The organism is Comamonas halotolerans (assembly GCF_030162935.1).
GTDB classification, from domain to species: Bacteria; Pseudomonadota; Gammaproteobacteria; order Burkholderiales; family Burkholderiaceae_C; genus Comamonas; species Comamonas halotolerans.
The window spans coordinates 597,573-622,169 of sequence record NZ_JASAUZ010000001.1 but is presented as its reverse complement, the minus strand read 5'-3'; the positions used below and the strand labels follow the sequence as shown (position 1 = coordinate 622,169).

The following is a 24,597-nucleotide window of genomic DNA, read 5'->3' as shown; positions in this document are numbered from 1 at the left end:
GAATGCAGGTGCTGTAAGCCCTGCGAACATGCGGGGTTGTCGCTATCGCAAGCGCAGCAGCCTGCTTACATTTAAAGCTTATGAGCAGCACACACTTTGGATTTCAAACAGTTGACGAGAAAGACAAAGCCAGCAAGGTACGTGGCGTGTTTGACTCGGTGGCCTCCAAGTACGACGTCATGAATGACCTGATGTCGGGCGGTTTGCACCGCGCATGGAAGGCTTACACCGTCATGGTTGCCAACCTCAAAGAAGGCGACAAGGTGCTTGACATCGCTGGCGGTACGGGCGATTTGTCCATGGCTTTCTCCAAAAAGGTGGGTGCCAGCGGCACGGTGGTGCATACCGACATCAACGAAGCCATGTTGCGTGTGGGCCGCGATCGGCTGACAGACAAAGGTATTTTGTTGCCTACGCTGGTGTGCGATGCGGAAAAGCTGCCCTTCCCGGATGGTCACTTCAATCTGGTTAGCGTGGCATTTGGTTTGCGCAATATGACGCACAAGGACGTCGCGCTCAAGGAAATGAATCGCGTACTCAAGCCAGGCGGCAAGCTGCTGGTGCTGGAGTTCTCCAAGGTCGCCAAGCCGCTGGAGAAAGTGTATGACTGGTATTCCTTCAACATCCTGCCCAAGATGGGGTCAATGGTGGCTGGTGACCCTGATAGTTATCGCTATCTGGCAGAGTCGATTCGCATGCACCCTGGTCAGGAAGAACTCAAGTCGCTGATGCAAGCGGCGGGATTTGGTCACGTGGACTATCACAACATGTCAGCGGGTATTGTTGCGCTGCACGTGGGTATCAAGTGCTAAGAGGGAGTGTTTCCCATGCAGATCTTTTGGGCTGGTTTTAGCTAGACAACGGTTACTTTGAACTTTAAAAAAAGCGGAGATTGAACGATGAAAAAGGTGTGGGCAGTGACTTTGGCGACAGCATTGGTCGTCATGCATCCCTTGGCCGAAGCCAAACGTATGGGTGGCGGCGGTTCTTTCGGGAAACAGTCCAGCGGTGTGACTCAACGTCAGGCCACACCTCCTGCAACTCCGCCTGCACGTCCTGCGCAACAGCAAAACGCGCAACAGAACACAGCAGCGGCAAAACCGGCAACTCCTGCTGCAGCACCTGCCAAGAAACCTTGGGGGGCGATGCTGGGTGGTTTGGCTGCTGGCCTGGGGCTGGCATGGCTGGCCAATTCATTGGGCTTGGGCGAAGCCTTCGCCAACATGCTGATGTTCGGTCTGCTGGCTTTGCTGGTCATGGTGGTGATTGGCGCCATCATGCGTGCGCGCGCCAATAAAAAGGCAGTGCCTGCAGCAGTTTCACCGTTCGCTTTTCAGGGTGCTGGAGCGCCTGCCTCTCCCGACGCTGTGGCAACGCCACCACAGTACAAGCCACAGAATGTAGGCAATGATGCGTCCGCTCGCCCCTGGGAGCAAATCCCTGGTGGTCATGGCTCCATCATTGGATCTGGTTTGGGTGCTGCTGCATCTGGCTGGGATGTTCCTGCTGACTTTGATGCCAATGGTTTCCTGGATGCTGCTAAGCGCAACTTCGTAACGTTGCAGGCAGCTTGGGACAAGGGTGACATTGCCACCTTGCGCTCCATGATGACGGATGAAATGCTGGCTGAAATCAAGCATCAGCTTGAAGAGCGTGAGGCACAAAGCGGTGGTGAGCCCAATCAGACCGATGTGGTCATGATTGATGGTCAGTTGCTGGGCATTGAGGATCTGGGAGATTCCTATATGGCTAGTGTGGAATTCTCCGGGCTGATCCGCGAAGAACCCTCTGCAGGCCCCAGCCCCTTCAGGGAAGTGTGGAATATGGCCAAGCCCAAGGACAACTCCAGCGGATGGTTGGTTGCGGGTTTACAAGCTTTGGGTTAAAAATTTTCCCACTTCAGGAATAATCAGGGGACTATGGCAACACAGTCCCCTTTTTCATTCCTGAACGGTTTAGTGGAGCGCGCGGTGGAAGCCGTGCAGCCACCAAGCTGGCTCGTCCACGAAACCCAGCAGCGCACTGTACTGTTTCTCAACCATGTGTTGATGCAGGAGCGCGAAGCCATGGAGCGCCTGATGCGCCAGAAGGGGCGCGTCGCCCGTGTGCAATGGCGCAACTTCAGCATGGCACTGGTTGTCACACCTGCAGGCTTGCTGAATCTAGCGGCTGAAGGTGCGGCACCCGATCTGCAACTTGAGATCACGGACAGCAACCCCCTGGCACTGGCGCAAGCGGCTTTGTCTGGCGGCAAGCCCAATTTGCGTATAGAGGGTGATGTGCAACTGGCTGCCGATATCAACTGGCTGGTCGACAATGTCCAATGGGACGTCGAAGAAGACATGGCCCGCATCATGGGTGATGTGCCAGCGCATACATTGGCCAACATCGGTCGCACTGTGGCTGGCGCTGTGCGTCAATTTGTTGGTGGTCGTTCACCTGCAGGCGGCGCGCAGCAATGAGCCGCTTTTTCCGAGGCTTCACCATCGTCTGGGTGGTGCTGCGCTATGGGCTCGATGAACTGGTGCTCTCCAGTTTCAAGCATCCCACCTTGCATGCGCTGCGGCGCGTGTTGACCATAGGGCGAAAGCTGGATGCCCCGCGCGGTCAACGGTTGCGGGAGGCTTTGGAGCAGCTGGGGCCTATCTTCGTCAAATTTGGTCAAGTGCTTTCCACGCGCAGCGATTTGATGCCGCCTGATGTGGCCGAAGAGCTGGCCAAACTGCAAGACCGCGTTCCGCCGTTTGATAGCCAGATTGCGGTGGATACCATCGAGCGCAATTTCCGCAAGCCACTGGACCAGATCTTCGTGCAGTTTGATCGCACTCCTGTGGCCAGTGCATCGATTGCGCAGGTGCACTTTGCTGTCATCCGTGATCGGGATGGTACTGAACGCGAGGTGGCGGTGAAGGTGCTGCGTCCGGGCATGAAGGCGGTGATCGACAAGGATCTGGCCCTGATGCACATGATGGCAGGCTGGGTTGAAAAGCTTTCACATGACGGCAAGCGACTCAAACCTCGCCAAGTGGTGGCGGAGTTTGACAACTATCTGCACGATGAGCTGGATCTGATCCGCGAAGCTTCCAATGCCGCTCAATTGCGCCGCAATATGGAAGGGCTCGACCTGGTGCTGATTCCAGAAATTTTCTGGGATTACTGCCATGCCGAGGTCATGGTGATGGAGCGCATGAAAGGCGTGCCCATCAGTCAGGTGGAGCGTCTGCGCGATGCCGGCGTGGACATTCCGAAGCTGGCGCGTGATGGTGTGACCTTGTTCTTCACCCAGGTATTTCGCGATGGTTTCTTCCACGCCGACATGCACCCGGGCAACATCATGGTGAGCTTGGAGCCTGAGACTTTTGGGCGCTATATCTCGCTGGACTTTGGCATCGTGGGAACGCTGATCGAGTTCGACAAGGAGTATCTGGCACAGAACTTCCTGGCGTTCTTCCGCCGAGATTACAAGCGTGTGGCGGCCTTGCACGTGGAGAGCGGCTGGGTGCCTGCCACCACGCGTGTGGAGGAGCTGGAGGCCGCCATTCGCGCGGTGTGCGAGCCTTATTTTGATCGCCCGCTGGCCGAGATTTCTCTGGGAATGGTGCTGATGCGCCTGTTCCAGACTTCGCGCCGGTTCCAGGTCGAGATCCAGCCTCAGCTGGTGCTGCTGCAAAAGACGTTGCTCAACATTGAAGGTTTGGGACGCCAGCTGGACCCGAATCTCGATCTGTGGAGCACGGCAAAACCATTCCTTGAGAAGTGGATGCTGGAGCAGATGGGACCACAGCGCTTTTGGCGCGAATTGCAGGCCGAGGCTCCACGCTACGCCAAGCTTATCCCTGAGCTGCCTCGTTTGGTGTATGGCTATCTACAGCAAAAAAATGGAGACGATCAGCAATTGGTACGAGAGTTGCTTCGTGAGCAGCGGCGCACGAACCGGCTGCTGCAAGGCTTGGTTTACGGAGGACTTGGCTTTGTACTAGGCATGTTGGCCATGCAAATCCTTACAAGAATTCGGTTTTTCTAAGCTGGCTGAATAAGTGCCTGCGATGAAAGCAGGTACTTGTTTGCTTTCAAAAGAAGAGCGTCTGGCACTTGCCCTTAAAGGCTTTGAAGGTTGTTTGACCTTGTGGCAAAAAGGGGTGGTGAAAGACGCTCTTTTTATGTTTGTGGCTTGAAGCAGACAGTGCGCAATTTTTCCAAAAAGACAGCGCTGCTAGTGCCCATAATCGCGCCTCAAATTTTTCTCGCAACCCACTTACCTCTTAATCCAGGGAGCAGCAAACATGCTGATTACCTTTATCGCCGCGTACCTGTTGGTGTCGATCGGCATTGGCTTGTACGCAGCGCGGCGCGTGAACAATACGGCCGACTATGCGGTGGCAGGGCGCAACTTGCCTCTGTACATCGTAGTGGCAACCACTTTTGCTACCTGGTTTGGCTCGGAGCTCGTGCTGGGGGTGTCCGCAGTATTTGTGCAAGATGGATTGGGTGGTGTGGTTGAAGACCCCTTTGGAGCCGGTTTTTGTCTGATCCTGGTTGGTTTGTTCTTTGCTTACAAGCTCTACAAAAAAAACCTCATCACCATTGGCGATTACTACCGCCTGCGCTATGGCAAGACCATCGAGCTGCTGTGCTCTGTGATCATCATCTTCAGCTATCTGGGCTGGGTGGCTGCCCAGGTTACCGCTTTGGGGCTGGTGTTCAATCTGTTGACTGGTGGAGCCATGTCGCTGGTGACCGGCATGGTGCTTGGTACGCTCATTGTGCTGGTCTATACCCTGTTTGGAGGTATGTGGTCGGTTGCCATCACCGACTTGGTGCAGATGATCGTGATTTGCCTGGGTCTGGCAGCCATAGCCTGGTTTGCAGGTGATCTGGCGGGCGGTGCGGACAAGGTCATCAATTACGCCGTGGCGGAAGGCAAGATGCAGTTCTTTCCAGTGGATGCAGATGCAACGACCTGGCTGTTCTTTTTTGCAGCAGCAATCACCATGATGCTGGGCTCGATTCCACAGCAGGACGTGTTCCAGCGCGTGATGTCGTCCAAGGATGAGAACGTGGCACGTCTGGGGCCTATCATTGGCGGGGCGCTGTACATCTGCTTTGCCTTTATCCCCATGTTCGTGGTGACGGCAGCGGTGCTGATCATGCCCGAAGCCACACAAGCGCTGATGGACGATGATCCTCAGAAGATTTTGCCAACGCTGGTGATGGAGCACATGCCCGTAGCATTGCAGATTGCTTTCTTTGGTGCGTTGCTGTCTGCCATCATGTCGACTGCTTCAGCCACGATGCTGGCGCCATCCACTTCATTTGTGGAAAACGTGCTGCGCAACATCAAGCCCGGAATGAGCGATGCGCAGACACTGAAAGCCATGCGTGTGACGGTGGTGGTGTTCACCATCTGTGTGCTCGTGTATGCCATCAGCATGCAAGACAGCTCCATCTATGAGATGGTGGCTGGTGCTTACCAAGTGCCGTTGGTGGGTGCATTTGTTCCGCTTGTCTGCGGTTTGTACTGGAAGCGTGCAACCACGCAAGGTGCATTGCTGGCCGTGACACTGGGCTTGGGTGTGTGGCTGGCCTTCATCTTCATGCCGGGTTGGGCGGATGCATTCCCGCAGCAACTGGCTGGCCTGATTGCTGCGTTTGCAGGGATGATCTTTGGATCGCTGGCGCCCCAGTTCATACCGAATCAGCAGGGCCATGTCATGCACTATCAAGGCACCAAAGCCGAGTAATCTGGCGCTAATTGGCTGACCAACTTCAAAAGGGCGCGTTTGCGCCCTTTTTGTTATCAGGTGCAAGCGCAGTTGTTGCGGCAAAAAAAGTATAGCCGCCTATAATTGAAGGTTTTGCGAATTCTCTGAAACCAGCCTTGATGCTGAACTGATCTGAAGCTATGCCGATTTATGCGTACAAGTGTGGCGCCTGTGGCCACGCCAAGGATGTTCTCCAAAAAATGTCTGACGCTCCGCTGAGCGAATGCCCAGCCTGCGGTGCTGCGGCATTTTCCAAGCAGTTGACTGCACCGGGCTTTCAGCTCAAGGGCACCGGCTGGTATGCCACCGATTTCAAGGGTGGCTCTTCAAGCACAGCCGCGTCCGCGGCACCTGCTGCGGCATGTGACAGCGGTGGCAGTGCATGTGCTGCTGCGGGCTGTCCTGCCGCAACCGAGGCATGAAACACCCCATGGCTGCATTGCGTAAATGGTTGTTCACCGGCTTGCTGGTGATCGTGCCCGGTGTAATTACCGTTTGGGTGTTGCACTGGATCATCAGCACCCTGGATCAAACCCTGTATCTTTTGCCCACGGACTGGCAGCCTGATCGCTTGCTGGGCATGCACATCCCGGGTTTTGGCGTGATCCTCACCTTGCTGGTGCTGCTGGTCATCGGTGCTGTAGCTAGCAATTTTGTAGGTCGCAAGTTGGTGTCTTGGGGGGATGCCGTCATCACGCGCATACCGGTGGTACGCTCGATTTATTCCAGCGTCAAGCAGGTGTCGGATACGGTGTTCTCTGATAACGGCAATGCATTTCGCACGGCGGTGCTGGTGCAGTGGCCGCGTGAAGGTGTATGGACAGTGGCATTCATCACCGGCAACCCTGCTGGTGAGGTGGCGAGCTACTTGCGTGATGAATTCGTGAGCGTGTTCGTGCCGACCACGCCCAATCCGACTGGTGGTTATTTTGTGCTGATGCGCAAGAGTGACTGTGTGGAACTTGAAATGAGCGTGGACGCTGCGCTCAAGTACATCGTCTCGATGGGTGTGGTGGTGCCTCCGCCGCTGCCTGTGCCTGACGAAGAACGATAAACAACCCAAACAAGCGCGTCCCCTGAGGCGCAGGAAGATAGACCATGGCCATGCGCTCTGAATATTGCGGTCTTGTGACCGAAGCCCGAATGGGCGAAACCGTTACCCTGTGCGGTTGGGTGAATCGTCGTCGTGACCACGGTGGCGTGATTTTTATTGACCTGCGTGACCGCGAAGGTTATGTGCAGGTGGTGTGCGATCCTGACCGCCCTGAAATGTTCAAGGTGGCAGAAGAGATTCGCAACGAGTACTGTGTGCAGATCAAGGGCGTGGTGCGTGCGCGTCCTGCTGGCACTACCAATGACAAGCTCAAGAGCGGTCAGATCGAAGTGCTGTGCCACGAGCTGAATGTGCTCAATGCCGCCGTGACGCCTCCCTTTCAGGCCGATGACGAGAATCTCTCGGAAAACGTGCGTCTTACCAACCGCGTGATGGACCTGCGTCGCCCTGTGATGCAGCGCAACCTGATGCTGCGCTACAAGACTTCGATCCAGGTGCGTAACTTCCTGGACAAGCTGGGCTTCATCGACATCGAGACGCCCATGCTGGGCAAGTCCACCCCGGAGGGGGCCCGCGATTACCTCGTGCCTTCGCGTGTGCATGATGGCCAGTTCTTCGCGCTGCCCCAGTCGCCCCAGCTGTACAAGCAGATGCTGATGGTGTCGGGCTTTGACCGTTACTACCAGATCACCAAGTGCTTCCGTGACGAAGACCTGCGCGCTGACCGCCAGCCTGAGTTCACTCAGATTGACTGCGAAACCTCGTTCCTGAATGAAGAGGAGATCCGCGCAATCTTCCAGCAGATGATCACGGAAGTGTTCAAGACTCAGCTGAATGTGGATCTGGGTGAGTTCCCGATCATGACCTACCAGGACGCCGCTTTCCGCTTTGGTTCGGACAAGCCAGACCTGCGTGTGAAGCTGGAGTTCACCGAGCTGACCGACGTGATGGCCGACGTGGACTTCAAGGTGTTCTCCACGCCAGCAACCACCAAGGGCGGCCGTGTCGTGGCATTGCGTGTTCCAGGTGGCGCACAGATCTCACGTGGTGAGATTGACAGCTACACCGACTTCGTGAAGATTTACGGTGCCAAGGGCCTGGCATGGATCAAGGTCAACGAAGTGGCCAAGGGGCGTGACGGTTTGCAGTCGCCCATCGTGAAGAATTTGCACGACGCCGCTATCGCCGAAATTCTGAAGCGCACCGGTGCGCAAGACGGTGACCTGATTTTCTTTGGCGCAGACAAGGAAAAGGTTGTCAACGACGCGATTGGCGCATTGCGTTTGAAGATTGGCCACAGCGAATTCGGCAAGAAGAATGGTCTGTTTGAAGACAAGTGGGCACCGCTGTGGGTGGTGGACTTTCCCATGTTCGAGCACGACGAGGAAGAAGACCGCTGGGTGGCTGTACACCATCCCTTCACATCGCCCAAGGATGGCCACGAAGAGTTCATGGCCACAGATCCTTCCAAGTGCATTGCCAAGGCCTATGACATGGTGCTAAACGGCTGGGAACTGGGTGGTGGCTCGGTACGTATCCACCGTGCTGACGTGCAAGCCAAGGTGTTTGAAGCTTTGCACATCACCCCCGAGCAGCAACGTGCCAAGTTCGGCTACCTGCTGGACGCGTTGCAATACGGTGCGCCTCCCCACGGTGGTCTGGCTTTTGGTCTGGATCGCCTGATCACGCTGATGACCGGCTCTGAGTCGATCCGTGACGTGATCGCTTTCCCCAAGACCCAACGTGCCCAGGACCTGCTGACCCAGGCTCCTTCGCCAGTTGATGAAAAGCAATTGCGCGAGTTGCACATTCGCTTGCGTAATCCTGATGCGGTGAAGGCATCGTAAATTACTTGCTCATAAAAGAGTAGCTCTTTGTGCAAGTTGAATAAGCGCTAGAGCCGACAAGAAAAAAGCCTTTGTGGAGACACAAAGGCTTTTTTCATGCGTATGTCATGCTTTTGGTGTGAAGATGGCGTTTATGCCTGCGGCCTCTTACAAAATCGCACAGTCTGTGCTGGTGGTGATCCATACCGTTCAAGGGCAGGTACTGCTCATCAAGCGTATGCATGGTGATGGACAGGGTGGGGACTTCTGGCAATCGGTCACGGGGAGCAAAGATGCAGAAACAGAGTCCTGGGAGCAAGTGGCCGTACGTGAAGTCTGGGAAGAAACGGGGATTGACGCACGTGCGCCAGGTTGCCTGCTGCAGGATTGGGAACTTGAGAACATTTATCCCATCTATCCACAATGGTTGCATCGCTATGCACCGGGTGTATTTATGAACACCGAGCGTGTGTTTGGGCTCAAGGTGCCGTCCTACGTGCATGTCACCTTGAATCCGCGCGAGCACACAGCGTTTGCTTGGCATGCTTGGCGCGAGGCAGCGGATCGTTGTTATGCGCCTTCAAACGCCGAAGCCATTCTCCATTTGCCAGCTTACCTATCTGCATGACGACTGAGCCACTGATCCCACTTGCCGCCACTGAGACCACAGAGTCCGGCATCATCGTGCCCGCAGACACCGGCTTGTTGCGTGTTGCAACCTACAACATCCACAAAGGGGTGCAAGGGCTGGGGCCGACACGGCGGCTGGAAATTCACAATCTGGGGCTGGCGGTCGAACAACTGGATGCAGACATTGTATGTTTGCAAGAAGTGCGCAAAATGAACCGCCGCGAAGAGAATTATTTCGACAACTGGCCCAAGGTTTCACAGGCTGAATTCCTGGCTCCGGATGGCTACGAGGCGGTCTATCACACCAATGCCTATACCAAGGATGGCGAGCACGGTAATGCATTGCTTACGCGCTGGCCTGTGCGTGACATCAAGCATCTGGACGTTTCGGATCACCGTTTCGAGCAGCGTGGCCTGCTGCACGCTGAAGTCATGTTCCAGGGCCGCTCCGTGCACACGGTGGTGGTGCACCTGGGCTTGATTTCAGGTAGCCGAGTACGTCAGATTCATCAACTGCACCAATTCATCGAGCGAGAGGTACCTCCGGGTGCCCCTGTGGTGGTGGCCGGCGACTTCAACGATTGGGGTCATCACATCAAACGCATGCTGGCGGGGTTTGGCATGTATGAGTTTGATGGCGACAGCAGCACTTTCACTTATCCGGCGCGCTTGCCACTGGCGCAACTGGACCATGTCTATGTGCGAGGACTGGAGCCCATGAGCCTGCAGGTGCCGCAGGGGCGTATCTGGTGGCGCATGTCGGACCACTTGCCCTTGATTGCCGAGTTCAAACTCTAAGTCGCACGTGAAACCCTTGGCGCCTGTCCGCGCGTTGATTCGCTGTTACTATCCCGCCCATGTTTCAAGATTTGGTTGCCGCATCCAATAAACAGCCCGTCGGTTCTGATCCGCAAGGTACCCCCGTTTCTGTGAAGATTCGTGAGCGGGTGCAGGCGGCTGGGCGCAGTTTCCATGCCAATGACAACATCGCCGACTTCATCGAACCGGGTGAACTGGAGTTGTTGCTGGATGAGGTGGAATCCAAGATGCAGGGCGTGCTGGACAGCATGGTGATTGACACCGTCAATGACCACAACAGCCAGGCTACGGCTCGCCGCGTGGCCAAGATGTACCTCAAGGAAGTTTTTGCGGGCCGCTATCTCAAGCAGCCTTCGATCACAGAGTTCCCGAATGGCAAGCATCTCAATGAATTGATGATTGTGGGGCCCATCACCGTGCGCAGTGCATGCAGCCACCACCTGTGTCCCGTCATGGGCAAGGTGTGGATTGGTGTGATGCCCAATAAAAATACCAATGTGATTGGTCTGTCCAAGTACGCGCGTCTGGTGGATTGGGTACTGGGACGACCCCAGATTCAGGAAGAGGCGATCATCCAGCTGGCAGACCTGATCATGGAAAAAACCCGTCCGGACGGGCTGGCCGTGGTGATGGAATGTTCACACTTTTGCATGTCATGGCGTGGTGTGCGCGAGAAAGACAGCAAAATGCTCAACTCCGTCATGCGTGGTGCATTCCTCAAAGACCCGACATTGCGTCGAGAGTTCCTGGCCTTGATTCCGGGGCGCAAACTCGATTAATGTGAGCCAATCCAATATTTAAGGGCTGCGCAACGCGCAGCCTTTTTCATTTTTACATCTGATGTCCTGGCAAGCATTTGCACTCATTTTGTTGGCTGGCCTGATTCATGCGGGCTGGAATATTGCGGCCAAGAAGGCAGGGGGGGATTCGCGCTTTGCGTTTTTTTCTTCCATCTTGCTGGTCATTGTCTGGGCTCCCTTGGCTTGGTTTGTAGGACACGATGTGGTGCCTCACTGGGGCTGGGAGTCCTGGACTTTGGTGGCCGTCAGTGGCTTGTTGCACCTGTTTTATTACGTCATCTTGTTGCGGGGTTACCGCAATGCCGATCTGACGGTGGTATATCCGCTGGCGCGTGGCAGCGGACCGCTGATCAGCTCGCTGTTTGCCATCACAGTACTGGGTGAAGAAATATCGCGACTGGGCTTGCTGGGCATTGTGGGGGTGGTACTGGGAGTATTTTTCATTGCTGGCGGCCCCAGCCTTTTTCGTCGACGTCATGATCCTGCCGCTCAGCAGCGCTTGTATCAGGGCCTGTTTTACGGGGTGCTTACGGGTGTCTTCATCGCGGGATATACGGTGGTGGATGGCTATGGCGTCAAAGTCTTGCTGCTATCCCCTATCTTGATTGACTATCTGGGCAGCTGTTTCCGCGTGGTATTGCTCTCGCCTGTGGTTTTGCGCAACGTGGCCGAGGCCAGGGTGTTGTGGCTGCAGCAGTGGCGCTGGGCCTTGCTGGTGGCCGTGGTGAGTCCGATTGCTTATGTGCTGGTATTGTTTGCCATGCAAAGCGCACCGATTTCGCACGTTGCGCCAGCGCGGGAGGTTTCCATGCTGTTTGCTGCATTGATCGGCGGGCACTTGTTGCGTGAGGGAGACCGCTGGGTGCGTATTGGCGGCGCTATCTTGATTGCGTTGGGCGTCACGGCGCTGGGCCTGGGCTAAGCTTTGTGTATGACTACCCGCTTCAAATTGCAGGCCATTGGCCTGGCTGGCATTTACCTGCTGTGTGCCGTGTTGTGGGCCAAGCCCGCTCCTTGGTTCTGGTGGATCAGCAAGCACGATGGTCGGCGCGTATGTGCGCAGTCCATGCCCAGTCAAGGCTGGGAGAAGGCGGGCGGACCTTTTGATAATCCGCGCTGCCAAGTACGAGCCACAGTGGGCACGCCAGGGCGTTGAATTTCTTAAGCTGCTTGCCCCAGGGGCAGAGCAGTGAGCACAAAGTTGTGGCCGTCTCCTGCGCACTTGGCAGCGCAGCACTTGCAAGCGCACAATCAAAAGTTTTTGTGACCACCTGAAAATCTATGACCTTGCCCGCTGCTGATGTGTTGCTGACGTTCTTTGGGATTGTGGTTTTGCTGGCATTGAGTCCAGGTCCAGACAATCTGTTTGTGCTGACGCAGTCGGTCCAACGTGGCTCAGCGGTCGGCATGGCTGTGGTGCGGGGACTTTGCCTGGGGATTGGTGTGCACACCCTGGCGGTGGCTGCCGGTCTGGCTGCTGTATTGGCCGCATCGCCTGTGGCCTTCGATATCATGAAGTGGTGCGGTGCGGCTTACCTGGTGTATCTAGCATGGGGCGCATGGCGGGCGCCCGTTGACGTCGTAGCGCCCCAGGAAGCCAGACCGAAGGAACAATATGCACGGCTGGGGCTGCGCGAGAACATGCAGTTGATGGGGCGTGGAATGCTGATGAACCTGACCAACCCCAAGGTTCTGATTTTTTTTCTGGCTCTGCTTCCGCAATTCGCAGATCCAGCACGCGGCTCGGTATCTCAGCAGATTGTGGTGCTAGGCCTGGTCTGTATGCTGGGTACGTTCCTGGTGTTTGGCGCAGTGGCTTTTTTCAGTGGCGTGTTTGGCAGTGTCCTGCAGCGTTCTGCAAAAGCGCAGCGCTGGCTCAACCGCCTGGCCGCGACGGTGTTTGTGGGCCTTGCATTGCGCTTGGCGATGACGCAAAAATAAGCACGGTTGCAACCCATACAACAAGGGCTCCGGATACACGGAGCCCTTTGACTTTTAGCAAGAACGGTTCTGTACCGTACAGATGAGACAGCGCATCAGCGTTTGTCAGATGACCAGTACATGGTGGACAGGTCATTCACGAAAATGGGCATGTCTTTCCACAAACCGCGCAGGTTCTTGTTGGCAATGGTCACCCACTGAGGTTGATACAAGAATCCGTGGACCGCATCGTTGGCGAGCAGACGCTGGGCTTCGCCCAGCAGGCGAGCGCGGTCGGTGGGCTTGGGGGAGTTCTTGATTTTCTCGAACACATCGCGGAACTCCTGCGAGTCGTAATTCCAGTAGTAATCGCTTTTGGCAAAGTTGCCCAGATCAAACGGCTCAACGTGGCTGATCATGGTCAGGTCATATTGCTTGTTGCCATAAGTGCCAGACAGCCACTGCGCCCACTCCACGTTTTGCAGCTTCAGCTCGATGCCTACTTTGGCCAGCTGCGCAGCAATGATCTCTCCGCCCTGGCGTGCATATGGTGCCGGTGGCAAGGTCATATTGAGTTTGAGCGGCAGCTTGACACCTGCTTCTGCCAGCAAGGCCTTGGCCTTGTCGATGTTGTGCGGATTGATGCCCGTAGTGTCTACATAGCCAAAGGCGCCGGGCACGTAATGGCTACCAATGGGCACGCCATAGCCTTCGGCGGCCCCCTCGATGATGGCGTTGCGGTCAATGGCTGCAGCAATGGCTTTGCGTACGCGCACATCATCAAGTGGTTTTTTGCCATTGTTGATGGCCAGAATGGTCTTGGCGCGCGAGCCACTGACCAGGACCTGAAAGCGAGGATCCTTCTGGAACTGGGGCACGCTCCGTGGCGTGACTCGCGGGAACGCATCGATATCGCCTGCCATCATGGCAGCTACCTGAGCAGCAGCATCTGGAATAAAACGGAAGGTGGCGCGTTTGATGCGGATTTTTCCTGCATCGCGATGCTCAGGCCATGCCAGCAAAGTGATGGATGCCCCTTTTTGCCACATACCCAGACGATAGGGGCCAGTGCCTATGGGCTTGCTGCTGTTGGTGGCAGCACTCTTGGGCTCCACGATGATGGAGGTTCCCTGCCCCAGGACAAACAGGAAATCCGGGTCAATCTCTTCGGTGATCAACTCCACGGTGTATGTATCAACCACGCGAACCTTGAGGTTGGCAAAGTTTCGCTTGTCTTTGTTGGTGCTCTTTTCTCCACCTGCACGCTCGAATGAGAACTTGACGGATTCGGCGTTGAAAGGCTCTCCATTTTGAAACTTGACCCCTTGGCGCAGGCGCAGCGTGTAGGTCTTCAAGTCGTTGGAAACCTCCCAGCTCTCAGCAAGCATGGGGGAGACACTGCCGTCGGGGTTGATCTTGGTGAGCGTCTCGAAGATGTTGTACTGTGTGATTTCTGCAATCGAAGACGCAGCGCTGGCTGTGGGATCCAGCACCGGAGGCTCCAGGGTCAGTGCCAGTGTCAGCGAATCTTTTTTAGCTTGGGCCATGCCATGCAGGGGCATGAGCGTGGCTAAGCCGGCTAAAGCGCCAGACGCAAGCAGGCTGCGGCGAGGGATCATGGTCAAAGGTCTCCGGTGGTCTCGTGGATCAAAAAATGCGTGCAGCACTGTCTCGTGCTGTCGACGGCAGACCGCTTTTTACACCAAGTTGGCGCTGGTCTTCATGCGCAGTTCCCGTTGTGACCTTGCGCGCCCAGGTGCAATCTGCGGAACCGCGTTGAGCAGTGTCTGGGTATAGGGGTGACGGGCATGCGCAAACAACTGTTGGGGTGTGCCGCGCTCAACAATAGCGCCATGCTGCATGACTACCACTTCATCACACAAATGATTGACCACGGCCAGATCATGGCTGATGAGCAAAAAGGTCATGCCAAAGCGCTGTTGCAGCTCCAGCAGCAGATTGATCACCTGTGCCTGGATGGAGACATCCAGAGCGCTTACGGGTTCATCAGCAACGATCAGTTGAGGGCGTGTGATCAGCGCACGGGCAATGGCAATACGCTGTCGCTGGCCTCCGGAGAACTCATGGGGGTATTTGTCCAGGTCAGCGGTATGTAGCCCGACTTGGTCAAGCACCTCGGCCGCTTGTTCACGCTTTTCGGCGCGGCTGTAGCGACTTAGCGCCTCCAGGGGCTCAGCCACGATACGAGCCACCGTCATCCGTGGGTCCAAAGAGCCGTAGGGGTCTTGAAACACCATTTGGTAATTGCGCCGGGCTGCCCGCAAATCGGCTGCAGATAGTGTGTGGATCGGCTGGCCTTCCCAGAGCACCTGGCCCTTTGTGGGCGTGTCCAGACCCATCGCCAGTCGAGCCAGCGTAGATTTGCCAGAGCCAGATTCACCCACAATGCCTACATTGCGACCGCTGTACACGGACAGATCAATGTCTTGCAGGGCTTGTACCTGCTGGGGAGGCCGCCATAGCTGGCGACGTGGAAGCCGGTAGGTTTTTCCCAGACCCTGCACTTCCAGCAGTGCTGGGCGGATGTTCTCTGGAGTCATTGCCAGGCCTCCGTGTTACCGGGGCGCATGGCTTCAGGGCGTAAGCAACGCACCTGGTGCACGCCAAGGCTGCTGTAGCTGACCTCATGGGGTTGAAAGCTGGGAATGCCGACACGTTGTGGCGTTTCTTCATGGCAGCGTGCTTCGGTGAAGCTGCAGCGGCCAGCAAAAGTGCATCCACGAGGCAGGTCGGCCAGGGCAGGCACAGTGCCAGGGATGGTGAACAAACTATGGTGCTTGCCACTGGGCTGGCGCGGTGCATCCAATCGCGGACGTGCTGCCATCAGCCCTCGTGTGTAGGGGTGGGCCATGTGGCGGAAGATGGCGCTAGTGGGGCCACTTTCCACAATTTGTCCTCCATACATGACCAGCATGTCATCTACATTCTGCGAGATCACGCCCAGATCGTGAGAGATCAGGATAAGTGCCATATTGCGCTCTGCTACCAGATCGTTGATCAGATCCAGGATTTGCTGCTGCACGGTGACGTCCAGTGCCGTGGTGGGCTCATCGGCAATCAGCAGATCGGGCTCACAGGCCAGAGCTATGGCGATGGTGATGCGCTGGCGCTGGCCGCCGGAGAACTGGTGGGGGTAATCGTTCATGCGAGCAGGGGCATTGGGGATGCCCACGCGCTCCAACAAGGCGGTGGCTGCTTGCAGTGCAGCTTTCCGGTTCAAACCTTTGTGGCGCAGCAACGGTTCGGCAACCTGGCGGCCAATGGTGTGCAAGGGATTGAGCGCCGTCATCGGCTCTTGAAAGACCATGGCCATACGGTTGCCACGCAGGGCTTGCCATTGCTGTTCACTTTGGCCGAGCAGCTCCTTGTCTTCCCAGCGAATGCTGCCTGTTGCGCTGGCATTGTCAGGTTGCAAGCCCATCAAGGTCTGAACTGTCAGAGATTTACCGCTGCCGGATTCACCAATGATGCCGAGTGAGTGACCACGTTCCAGCTTGAAGGACAAGTGGCGCAGTGCTTGCACACTGCCGCTTGGGCTGCGCAAGAAGAGGTTCAGGCCGGTGACTTCAAGCAAGGGCATGGTGGTGTGTTTCCGGAATCAGCGTTGGCGGCTCAGGCGTGGGTCCATCACATCGCGCAGGCCATCACCCAACAAATTCAGTCCCAGCACAGACAAGGCAATCGCCACGCCAGGGAAGACTGCCAGCAGCGGAGCCTGGAACATCAGGGTCTGGGCATCGCTGAGCATGCGTCCCCAGGATGGCTGGGGTGGCTGGGTTCCCAGGCCCAGATACGACAGTGCAGCCTCGGCCAGAATTGCCAGCGCAAACTGAATGGTGGCCTGCACAGTGAGTACGCCGAGTATGTTGGGCAGCACATGCTGCAGCGTGATGCTGAAGCGGCTTTTCCCGCAGGCCCGGGCGGCCAGCACAAACTCGCGCGACCAGATAACGTTGGCAGAAGCGCGGGTGATACGTGCGAACGTGGGGATGTTGAAGATGCCAATGGCGATGATGGCATTCACCATGCTGGGGCCAAACACCGCAGTCATCATGATGGCTGACAAAATGGCCGGAAAGGCAAAAGTAAAGTCTGACAGGCGCATGATGACTTCTTCCACCCATCCGCGCCGTGCGGCTGCCAGCAGGCCCAGAGCAACGCCGAACAACATGCCAATGCCCACGGCAATCAGCCCAACTGCAATTGAGCTGCGCGCACCGACCATGATTTGCGAGAGCACATCGCGCCCAAAGGCGTCAGTGCCCATCCAGAACTGGATATCGGGTGGCAGCAGCTTGGCATCCATGTTTATTTCGTAGGGACTCCAGGGCGTCCATACGAATGACAGCAGTGCACAGAAAATCAGAGCCAGCGTCAGCACTGTACCAATTACAAAGCTTGGGTGACGCATGCCGCGTTGCAATACATCGCGTGCCTGGCTCATAAGTCGCTGGCTTTCACGCGTGGGTCAATGGCAGCATAGAGCACATCCACTACAAAGTTCACAAAAATTACCATGGTCGCCAGCAGCATCACGCAGTTGCGCACCACGATCAGGTCACGGTTGGCGATGGACTGAAATATCAAACGCCCCAAACCGGGCAGATAGAACACGTTCTCCACCACGATAGTGCCTGCCAGCAGGTTGGCAAATTGCAGCCCCATGACAGTCACCACAGGAATCATTGCATTGCGCAGCACATGACCCCACAGCACGGCGCGCTGGCTCAAGCCCTTGGCGCGAGCAGTGCGCACAAAGTCTTCACGCATCACCTCCAGCACGGCTGAGCGGGTGATACGCGCCAAAATGGCTGCCTGTACCACAGCCAGTGCAATGGCTGGCAGCAACAGTGATTGCAATGCTGGCCAGAAGCCGCCACCCATGTCTGCATTCCAGCCTGGAAAGCCGCCAGCCGAAAACCATTGCAGCTTTACGGAAAACAGCAATATCAGCAGGATGGCAAACCAGAAGTTGGGAATGGCAATGCCTAGTTGTGCCAAGCCCATGATGCCGGCATCACCCAGTTTGTTGTGGCGCGATGCGGCATACACACCTGCCAGCAAAGCCAGCACGGTGGTGATCAGCATGGCCAAGATGGCCAGCGGCAATGTCAGCGCCAAGCGCTCCTGGACCAATTCCCATACCGGAGAGCCGTAGGCATAGCTGTTGCCCAGATCGCCGCTAAAGAAGCCTGCGATCCAATCCAGATAGCGTTGCAAGGCTGGCTGGTTCAGGCCCAGTTGTTCGGCCATGGCGGCCACGGCTTCTGGGTCTGCATCCGGGCCCATGAGGACTTGCGCTGCATTGCCAGGCAGGATTTCCAGCACAGCAAACACCACCACCGATGCACCCAGCAGGGTGGCAATCAGCGTCAGCAGGCGTTTGAGGAGAAAAACACTCATAGAGGCAAAGTAGTCGGGAGGAGCGGCGGGCTCCGAGCATAGCGGTAAATCCCACAGCGCCAAGCATGGAAGTGTGCGCAAAAGAGCAAGACTTTGCTGCAGGGGCACGATAATTGTGACTATGTCCCCTGTGTTGAACACTTATGACCGTGCCATTGCCTGCCGGACGGCCCTGTGCCGAGGAGATGAACGATGGCTTTGATGATCACGGATGAATGCATCAATTGTGATGTATGTGAGCCTGAGTGCCCCAATGATGCGATTTATATGGGGGAGGTGATCTATGAGATTGACCCGCTCAAGTGCACGGAATGTGTGGGGCATTTTGATGAGCCGCAGTGCATGCAGGTCTGCCCGGTGTCATGCATTCCTGTGAACCCAGATTTTGTGGAAAGTCGGGAAACCTTGTTGCAAAAGTTTGAGCGCTTGCAAGCCATGGCCAGCAAAGCTTGAACTGCAGCAGATATGAAAAACAGCTGCTAACGTATTTTTTGAATCGTTAGCAGCTATTTTTATACAGGTTTGGAGTCAGTTGCTGGTGCCGTTGTGCAGGCGTCAGGTGCTGGCTTGCGCGGAGGCTTGGGGCGTGGGGGCTTGTTGGTGTTGATCTCCACCGTGGCTTTTTCCATTTCTCCCGCGACCAACAAAGGCCATGCTTTCAAGCTGCGATCAATCTGCTCCTGAATGGCGTTCCATTGTTCCTGTGGTGGTTTTTTGAGCACCCAGCTTGAGACTTCGCCTTTTTGGCCAGGGTGGCCAATGCCTACTCGCAAACGCCAGTACTCGGGGCTGCCTAACTGAGCATGGATGTCACGCAAGCCATTATGGCCGCCGTGGCTGCCGCCTTTCTTGAGCTTGATTTGGCCTGGCTCGAAATCCAGCTCATCGTGCACCACCAGAACCTCTTCAGGCTTGATCTTGAAGAAGCGTGCCAAGGCTCCCACAGATTTGCCAGACAGATTCATGAAGGTTTGTGGTTGAAGCAGCCATACCGTGTTGCCCTGAACGTTGGCACGGGCGACCATGCCCCAGTAGCTTCGCTCAGGCTGCAGGTGAACTTTGAGTTCTCGGGCCAAGCCGTCAATCCACCAAAAGCCAGCGTTGTGGCGGGTGTCCTCGTATTCCGGGCCGGGGTTGCCCAGGCCCACAAACAGTTTGATCATGTGCGGATTATCCAATTGGTGCCGGTATCAGTGCGGTATCCAGCAAAACAAATGGCCCACGCAAGGTGGGCCATTTGTTTTGCTCACAGCCCCAAAGGGCTGTGGTGGCAAAGCGCAAGAATTACTTCTTGCCCTTCTTCGCAGGAGCTGCAGTAGCCACAGGAGCGGCAACAGCAGTTTCAGGCAGCTTCACAGCAACCAGCGAAGGGTTCTTGTTGGCGCCGCGAGCGATGATCTTCACGCCAGCAGGTGTCTTCACGGACTGCAGACCAGGGATGATCTTGGAAGTCAGCTTGGACAGGTCCACAGCGATGAACTCAGGAGTCTTGGCAGGTGTAGCCAGCACGGACACTTCGGTGATCAGAGGTGTCACGGTACCGTTTTCGGTGGCTACAGCAGGAGACTGCTCGGTGTTTTCGTAGCGCAGAGCAACCTTGGATTCCACCTTGGTGTTCTCGTCCACGCGTTGGAAGTCAACGTGCAGAACCAGGGGCTTGAAGGGGTGGAACTGCACGTCGCGCAGCACAACCTTGGAGGACTTGCCGTCCAGTTCCAGGTCCAGGATCGAAGTGTGGAATTCTTCCTTCTTCAGAGCGTGGAACAGGTTGTTGTGATCGACTTCGATCTTGACAGCGTCTTGGCCGGCGCCAAACACGATGCCGGGGGTCTTGCCAGTAATACGCAGGCGGCGGCTCGCACCCGTACCTTGCAGATTGCGCGATGTTGCGACGATTTGCATAACTAACTCCATGATGAGTGGACCGCGACCAGTCCCACTCGGTTGATATCCAAGGCAGTCGCCTTGGGAGAAACTCCGGAAAACGCAAGCCTCCCGAAGGAGGCGGAGAACGTTTCCCGAAGGAAATTTTTTAGTCTTGGAACAGGCTGCTCACCGAATCACCGGTGGAGATGCGCTGCATGGTTTCTGCGAACAGAGGTGCCACAGACAGTTGGCGAATCTTGCTGCAAGCTTGCGCAGCAGGGCTCAAAGGAATGGTGTTGGTCACAACGACCTCGTCCAGCGCGGAGCCTTCGGAAATACGCTGGATCGCGGGGCCCGAGAAGATGGGGTGTGTGCAATAGGCATACACGTTCTTCGCGCCACGCTGCTTCAGCACTTCAGCGGCTTTGACCAGAGTACCGGCAGTGTCAATCATGTCATCCATGATCACGCAGTTGCGGCCGTCAATGTCACCAATCACGTGCATCACTTCAGACACGTTGGCCTTGGGGCGACGCTTGTCGATGATGGCCAGATCGCAACCCAGTTGCTTGGCCAGAGCACGCGCACGCACCACACCACCCACGTCAGGAGAGACGACGATCAGATCCTCGTACTTCTTCTGATTCAGGTCGCCCAGCAAAACGGGCGAAGCGTAGATGTTGTCAACGGGAATGTCGAAGAAGCCCTGGATCTGGTCAGCGTGCAAGTCCATGGTCAGCACGCGGCTCACACCTGCGGCTTGCAACATGTTTGCAACCACCTTTGCGGTAATGGCCACACGGGTAGAGCGCACGCGGCGATCTTGGCGGGCATAACCGAAATAGGGGATCACTGCGCAGATGCTTTGTGCGGAAGCACGCTTCAAAGCGTCAACCATCACCAACAGCTCCATCAGGTTGTCATTGGTGGGGGCGCAAGTAGGTTGCACCACGAACACATCACGTGTACGTACGTTTTGCTTGATTTCTACGGTGACTTCACCGTCAGAGAAACGACCAACGTCAGCGGCGCCCAAAGAGGCGCCGAGGTGTTTGGCGATTTCTTCGGCCATGCCGCGATTGGCATTGCCCGTAAAAACCACGAATTCAGAATTGTTGGAGTGCATGAGCGTCCCAGTATTGGGTTTGCTTAAACGCAAAAGATATTTGGCAGGGGAGGAAGGACTCGAACCCTCGCATGCCGGAATCAAAATCCGGTGCCTTAACCAACTTGGCGACTCCCCTACACTGGTCGATTGTCATCGATAACAATCAACCTGTAGCTTGTTACTCTGGGATCCAATGAAACAAAGGATGTTTATCCAGATTCTTGCAAAGTTTGATTTGCCAGCTACCAGGGGCTGCTTTTAAATCAATGTCTCTGCGCTCTTGTGCAAACACTGCACTTCCTGAGCCCGTCATTGTAGCATGCATTCCTTGTGATTCCAGCCAGTTTCTGACTTTAGTTACATCGGGGCAGAGTGCTTCAGCGACAGGCTGCAAGTCGTTATGGCCAAAACCATAGTGATCTGCAGCAAAGTCTTCAATTGTAGCACGCTTTGTATTGCGTTGCAGATCGGGAGAGGTGAAGATGTGCTGGGTGTTCAGGCCAGTCTCTGGTTTGATGACCCAGAAACTGCGTTCCGGCAGGGTGGCGGTGCCGCTCAATGGTGTGATTTTTTCACCAATGCCTTCGACCCAGGCGTTTTCGCCATAAATGAAAAAAGGCACATCAGCTCCAAGCCGGATGCCGATTTGAGCGAGTTCGCAACGGCTGAGGTTGAGGTTCCACAGTCTGTTGAGTGCAAGTAATGTGGATGCAGCGTCGGACGATCCTCCCCCCATGCCCGCCTGTGAAGGGATGTGCTTGTCAATGCTGATGCGCACACCTTGCTTGCAGCCTGTTGCATCTTGCAATGCTTTGGCAGCGAGGACACAAAGGTCATTTGCGGGTAGCTGTGGCGCATGGGGGTTAATGTCTTGGCGAGAGACTTCGGCGCTTTGTACTTTTTCAAAGTGCAGCCGGTCTTGCCAGTCAATCAGCATGAAAACAGATTGCAGCAGGTGGTAACCATCTGCACGGCGGCCTGTGATGTGCAGGAACAGATTGAGTTTGGCTGGAGCAGGAACGTCGTAAAGACTGAACATGGACAAAGCGGTACGCAGCGCGACAGCGATGCGGTCTGTATTTATTCGGGTTGCTGAAGTACGACGCGCAAAGTCGCTTGTGGGGGCGGGCTGAGGCGTTGGGCTGTGATGCGGCCTTCTGAGTGGCGGCTGAGGTCCACCTGCCAGCCTTCGGCACTGGCGGCTTGGCCTTTTAGCCAGCTAAAAAGAGCTTGCACAGGCAGTGCTGTGCCCAGGCTCAGGCGCAGCAACTCTTGTAGAGAGTCTGAGGGCGTCAGCTGGTTGCCTTGCTGTAGTAATGCGCTGCCTGGTTGCCATTGCAGTTTGGCAATCTGTGAACCCAGTGGATTAAAGATATCCAGACTGCCTTGCTCAGGACTGCCTTGAAGGTGGAAGGACGCACTGAAAGATTGCTCTTGCGCCAGCGGATCATGCACTTGCAAGCCCATGCGGCCACTCCAGGCCTGCCCTTGGAGAGACTGAAGTGCTGGCGGTGCGCTGCAGCCGGACAAAGCCAGTGCCGCGATCATCACCCAAGCACCGAGGCTGCACCGATGAGGAAAAACAAAACGGGGAATCATGGATTAAGGCTTGACTTGCAAACGTTCCAAAGTGGTGCGCAGTGTTTCATTGTCCGCATCACGGTCTAGAGCCTGGCGCCAAACATTGCGTGCACGCTCTTGGTTGCCCATGCTCCAAAGCACCTCACCAAGGTGAGCGGCAATTTCCACATCGTTGCGTTGTGCGAAGGCCGCTTCCAGCAATTCCAGGGCTTTTTGCTTGTTGCCCATGCGGAATTCGACCCATGCCAGACTGTCGGTAATGAATGGATCGTTGGGCGCATGCCGCAGTGCTGTTTCAATCAGCTCTTTGGCTTCTGCAAGACGGATACCTCGGTCGGCATAAGAGTAGCCCAGTGCATTGAACGCATGGAAGTGGTCGGGGTGTTTGGCAATGACATTGCGCAAAATGCTCTCCATGGTGTCAATCTTGCCGGCACGTTCAGCCAAAAGCGCTGTTTCATAGGCAATGTTTGCATCGTTGGGCAATTGCTCAAACAAGGTGCGCTGGAGCAGATAGGCTTCTTGAGGAGCTCCATTGTCCCGTAGCAAAGCCACTTCTGCCTGACGCTTTTGCACCATCTCCGCGTCGTTGTTGGTTGGGACAGCACGAATCAGGGCGCGACCATGGGCAAGTTTGCCCTGTTTGGCGAGCGCCATGGCTTTGAGGCTTTGTACGTTCAGCTGTTCAGAGGCATTCGGAATTTTCTCCAGCCAGGTCAGTGCTTGCGCGTAGTCTTTTTGATGCAAAGATATGCGGCCACCCTGTAGGTAGGCTTGCGACAGTGCGTGTTTACGTTGCTCTTCATTGGGGAATGCCTGGGCGAGGCTTTCCACGCGCTGTATGGCTTGTTGGGCCTTTTTCCACTGTTTGAGCTGTGCGTGCACACTGGCCTGGGTCATCCATGCATCGGCCATGTCGGGGTGTGCTTTGAGCAATGGCGTCAATTGGCTTTGTGCGTCTTCCCAGCGATCTTGACCTATGAGTACCCGCGCATAAGCCAGTTGGATGGCAGGTGCAGGCTCGTTGTGCATATAGTCTTGCGCCATGGCCTCCGCAGCAGCGTTGCCTGCTTCCATCAGCTCCAGAGCCAATAGGGCAGTGGCACCACTGAGAGGCCCTTGTGCATGGGCGTGGACCAAGGCTTGCATGGCCAGATCTTTTTGGCTGGCTGCCAGACGCATATGACCAATGGTGGCCCAGGCCGCCGGTGCGAGATCCGAGTTTTGCAAATCAGCCTGCAAGGCTTGCTCTACCACGGCTGCCGCTAGCACCCTGTCTGTTGCCCGGCTGTAGATTTGGGCAATCGCCAGGTAAGTAGCTGGTTTGGCTGCTGTGTTGGTCCATGCAATTTCGCGATTCAAAGCTTCTTGCGATTCTGAGACGCGGTTGAGCATCAGCAAAATTTGTAGCAAGTAACGGTTGGCATCACGCGATTGAGGGAAATTGGTTTGCCATTCATTGGCAACCATCAATGCCTGCGGGCCAGAGCGAGCCTGCAGTGCAATTTCTGCTGCGCGCTGATAGAGCTGCTGGGATTGACTCTGCCTGGCGGCCTCCATCAGCAGGGCAATGGCGTTGACTGCATCACCTTGCGATGCGGCCATTTCACCGACCAAAAGATCGTAGAACAGCTCCGCATTCAGTGCTGCGGATTCATCATCCAAGGGCTGCAGGGCCCGATGCGTTGCATCCTGTGGAGGTGGCGCTTCTTGCGCCCAAGCAGGCAGTGTTCCGAAAGCAAATGCGGAAATCAGGGCCAAGCGCCAATTGCGGAGTGTGGAAAGCATCGACCCATAATAATCTAAG

27 protein-coding genes and 1 tRNA gene are annotated in these 24,597 nt (G+C 56.0%); 16 read left to right on the top strand and 12 right to left on the bottom strand.

Annotated elements, in window-relative coordinates; translation table 11 throughout:
• Positions 1-80: 80 nt before the first annotated feature.
• The 15 genes from ubiE (at position 81) to QEP11_RS02860 (ending at position 12,832) form a co-directional block, all read left to right on the top strand.
• On the top strand, positions 81-812 hold the full coding sequence (gene ubiE / locus QEP11_RS02930) for a bifunctional demethylmenaquinone methyltransferase/2-methoxy-6-polyprenyl-1,4-benzoquinol methylase UbiE (protein ID WP_284335079.1): 732 nt from the start codon (positions 81-83) through the stop codon (positions 810-812).
• A gap of 87 nt (positions 813-899) precedes the next feature.
• Positions 900-1,886: a Tim44 domain-containing protein gene (locus QEP11_RS02925; RefSeq protein WP_284335078.1), complete on the top strand. Its 987-nt coding sequence runs from the start codon at positions 900-902 to the stop codon at positions 1,884-1,886.
• A gap of 33 nt (positions 1,887-1,919) precedes the next feature.
• A complete protein-coding gene (locus tag QEP11_RS02920; RefSeq protein WP_284335077.1) occupies positions 1,920-2,462 on the top strand; it encodes an SCP2 sterol-binding domain-containing protein in 543 nt (180 codons plus the stop codon).
• On the top strand, positions 2,459-4,024 hold the full coding sequence (gene ubiB / locus QEP11_RS02915; protein WP_284335076.1) for a ubiquinone biosynthesis regulatory protein kinase UbiB: 1,566 nt from the start codon (positions 2,459-2,461) through the stop codon (positions 4,022-4,024). Before QEP11_RS02920 ends, ubiB begins: the two co-directional genes overlap by 4 nt.
• Positions 4,025-4,046: 22 nt before the next feature.
• Entirely contained in the window at positions 4,047-4,175 is a 129-nt protein-coding gene (locus QEP11_RS02910; RefSeq protein WP_284335075.1) for a hypothetical protein, read from the top strand.
• 108 nt (positions 4,176-4,283) lie between these two features.
• Positions 4,284-5,741, top strand: a complete 1,458-nt coding sequence (locus QEP11_RS02905; RefSeq protein WP_284335074.1) for a high affinity choline transporter 1 — start codon at positions 4,284-4,286, stop codon at positions 5,739-5,741.
• Between the two features lie 161 nt (positions 5,742-5,902).
• Positions 5,903-6,184 carry an FmdB family zinc ribbon protein gene (locus QEP11_RS02900; RefSeq protein ID WP_284335073.1) on the top strand — a complete coding sequence of 94 codons (282 nt, stop codon included), beginning with the start codon at positions 5,903-5,905 and terminating at the stop codon, positions 6,182-6,184.
• Between the two features lie 8 nt (positions 6,185-6,192).
• Positions 6,193-6,816 (top strand): DUF502 domain-containing protein, encoded by a 624-nt coding sequence (locus QEP11_RS02895; protein ID WP_284335204.1) that lies wholly within the window; start codon positions 6,193-6,195, stop codon positions 6,814-6,816.
• Positions 6,817-6,860: 44 nt separating this feature from the next.
• Complete coding sequence (gene aspS / locus QEP11_RS02890) at positions 6,861-8,663, top strand: aspartate--tRNA ligase (RefSeq protein WP_284335072.1); 1,803 nt, start codon at positions 6,861-6,863, stop codon at positions 8,661-8,663.
• A 133-nt stretch (positions 8,664-8,796) separates the two neighbouring features.
• Positions 8,797-9,270: a dihydroneopterin triphosphate diphosphatase gene (nudB, locus tag QEP11_RS02885; RefSeq protein WP_284335071.1), complete on the top strand. Its 474-nt coding sequence runs from the start codon at positions 8,797-8,799 to the stop codon at positions 9,268-9,270.
• On the top strand, positions 9,267-10,070 hold the full coding sequence (locus QEP11_RS02880) for an endonuclease/exonuclease/phosphatase family protein (RefSeq protein ID WP_284335070.1): 804 nt from the start codon (positions 9,267-9,269) through the stop codon (positions 10,068-10,070). Before nudB ends, QEP11_RS02880 begins: the two co-directional genes overlap by 4 nt.
• A gap of 59 nt (positions 10,071-10,129) precedes the next feature.
• Positions 10,130-10,870, top strand: a complete 741-nt coding sequence (gene folE, locus QEP11_RS02875) for a GTP cyclohydrolase I (protein ID WP_284335069.1) — start codon at positions 10,130-10,132, stop codon at positions 10,868-10,870.
• Positions 10,871-10,931: 61 nt separating this feature from the next.
• Positions 10,932-11,813, top strand: coding sequence for an EamA family transporter (locus QEP11_RS02870; RefSeq protein WP_284335068.1), 882 nt, complete (start codon positions 10,932-10,934; stop codon positions 11,811-11,813).
• A gap of 9 nt (positions 11,814-11,822) precedes the next feature.
• A complete protein-coding gene (locus QEP11_RS02865) occupies positions 11,823-12,047 on the top strand; it encodes a hypothetical protein (RefSeq protein WP_284335067.1) in 225 nt (74 codons plus the stop codon).
• Positions 12,048-12,172: 125 nt separating this feature from the next.
• Positions 12,173-12,832, top strand: coding sequence for a LysE family translocator (locus QEP11_RS02860; RefSeq protein ID WP_413788663.1), 660 nt, complete (start codon positions 12,173-12,175; stop codon positions 12,830-12,832).
• A 95-nt stretch (positions 12,833-12,927) separates the two neighbouring features.
• Here QEP11_RS02860 and QEP11_RS02855 read toward each other — a convergent pair whose 3' ends face one another.
• The 5 genes from QEP11_RS02855 to QEP11_RS02835 all read right to left on the bottom strand — a co-directional run bounded on the left by QEP11_RS02855 (position 12,928) and on the right by QEP11_RS02835 (position 18,235).
• Positions 12,928-14,430: an ABC transporter substrate-binding protein gene (locus QEP11_RS02855; RefSeq protein ID WP_284335066.1), complete on the bottom strand. Its 1,503-nt coding sequence runs from the start codon at positions 14,428-14,430 to the stop codon at positions 12,928-12,930.
• Positions 14,431-14,508: 78 nt separating this feature from the next.
• Positions 14,509-15,372 carry an ATP-binding cassette domain-containing protein gene (locus tag QEP11_RS02850; protein ID WP_284335065.1) on the bottom strand — a complete coding sequence of 288 codons (864 nt, stop codon included), beginning with the start codon at positions 15,370-15,372 and terminating at the stop codon, positions 14,509-14,511.
• Complete coding sequence (locus tag QEP11_RS02845; protein WP_284335064.1) at positions 15,369-16,412, bottom strand: ABC transporter ATP-binding protein; 1,044 nt, start codon at positions 16,410-16,412, stop codon at positions 15,369-15,371. Before QEP11_RS02845 ends, QEP11_RS02850 begins: the two co-directional genes overlap by 4 nt.
• 18 nt (positions 16,413-16,430) lie before the next feature.
• Complete coding sequence (locus QEP11_RS02840; protein WP_284335063.1) at positions 16,431-17,276, bottom strand: ABC transporter permease; 846 nt, start codon at positions 17,274-17,276, stop codon at positions 16,431-16,433.
• Positions 17,273-18,235, bottom strand: coding sequence for an ABC transporter permease (locus QEP11_RS02835; RefSeq protein WP_284335062.1), 963 nt, complete (start codon positions 18,233-18,235; stop codon positions 17,273-17,275). The genes QEP11_RS02840 and QEP11_RS02835 overlap by 4 nt, the downstream gene beginning before the upstream one ends.
• A gap of 192 nt (positions 18,236-18,427) precedes the next feature.
• On the opposite strand from QEP11_RS02835, the gene QEP11_RS02830 reads away from it, so the two are divergent.
• Positions 18,428-18,688: a YfhL family 4Fe-4S dicluster ferredoxin gene (locus QEP11_RS02830; RefSeq protein ID WP_284335061.1), complete on the top strand. Its 261-nt coding sequence runs from the start codon at positions 18,428-18,430 to the stop codon at positions 18,686-18,688.
• A gap of 59 nt (positions 18,689-18,747) precedes the next feature.
• Here QEP11_RS02830 and pth read toward each other — a convergent pair whose 3' ends face one another.
• The 7 genes from pth to QEP11_RS02795 all read right to left on the bottom strand — a co-directional run bounded on the left by pth (position 18,748) and on the right by QEP11_RS02795 (position 24,578).
• Positions 18,748-19,398: an aminoacyl-tRNA hydrolase gene (gene pth, locus QEP11_RS02825; protein WP_284335060.1), complete on the bottom strand. Its 651-nt coding sequence runs from the start codon at positions 19,396-19,398 to the stop codon at positions 18,748-18,750.
• 121 nt (positions 19,399-19,519) lie between these two features.
• Complete coding sequence (locus tag QEP11_RS02820) at positions 19,520-20,137, bottom strand: 50S ribosomal protein L25/general stress protein Ctc (protein WP_284335058.1); 618 nt, start codon at positions 20,135-20,137, stop codon at positions 19,520-19,522.
• Positions 20,138-20,267: 130 nt separating this feature from the next.
• Complete coding sequence (locus QEP11_RS02815; RefSeq protein WP_284335057.1) at positions 20,268-21,227, bottom strand: ribose-phosphate pyrophosphokinase; 960 nt, start codon at positions 21,225-21,227, stop codon at positions 20,268-20,270.
• Between the two features lie 41 nt (positions 21,228-21,268).
• Positions 21,269-21,345 (bottom strand) — tRNA-Gln (locus QEP11_RS02810).
• A 42-nt stretch (positions 21,346-21,387) separates the two neighbouring features.
• The gene (gene ispE / locus QEP11_RS02805; protein ID WP_284335056.1) at positions 21,388-22,248 is read right to left on the bottom strand and encodes a 4-(cytidine 5'-diphospho)-2-C-methyl-D-erythritol kinase; all 861 of its coding nucleotides are present in this window, start codon (positions 22,246-22,248) and stop codon (positions 21,388-21,390) included.
• Positions 22,249-22,289: 41 nt separating this feature from the next.
• Positions 22,290-22,808 (bottom strand): lipoprotein insertase outer membrane protein LolB, encoded by a 519-nt coding sequence (locus QEP11_RS02800; RefSeq protein WP_284335055.1) that lies wholly within the window; start codon positions 22,806-22,808, stop codon positions 22,290-22,292.
• Positions 22,809-22,811: 3 nt separating this feature from the next.
• The gene (locus tag QEP11_RS02795) at positions 22,812-24,578 is read right to left on the bottom strand and encodes a tetratricopeptide repeat protein (RefSeq protein WP_284335054.1); all 1,767 of its coding nucleotides are present in this window, start codon (positions 24,576-24,578) and stop codon (positions 22,812-22,814) included.
• Positions 24,579-24,597: the final 19 nt, after the last annotated feature.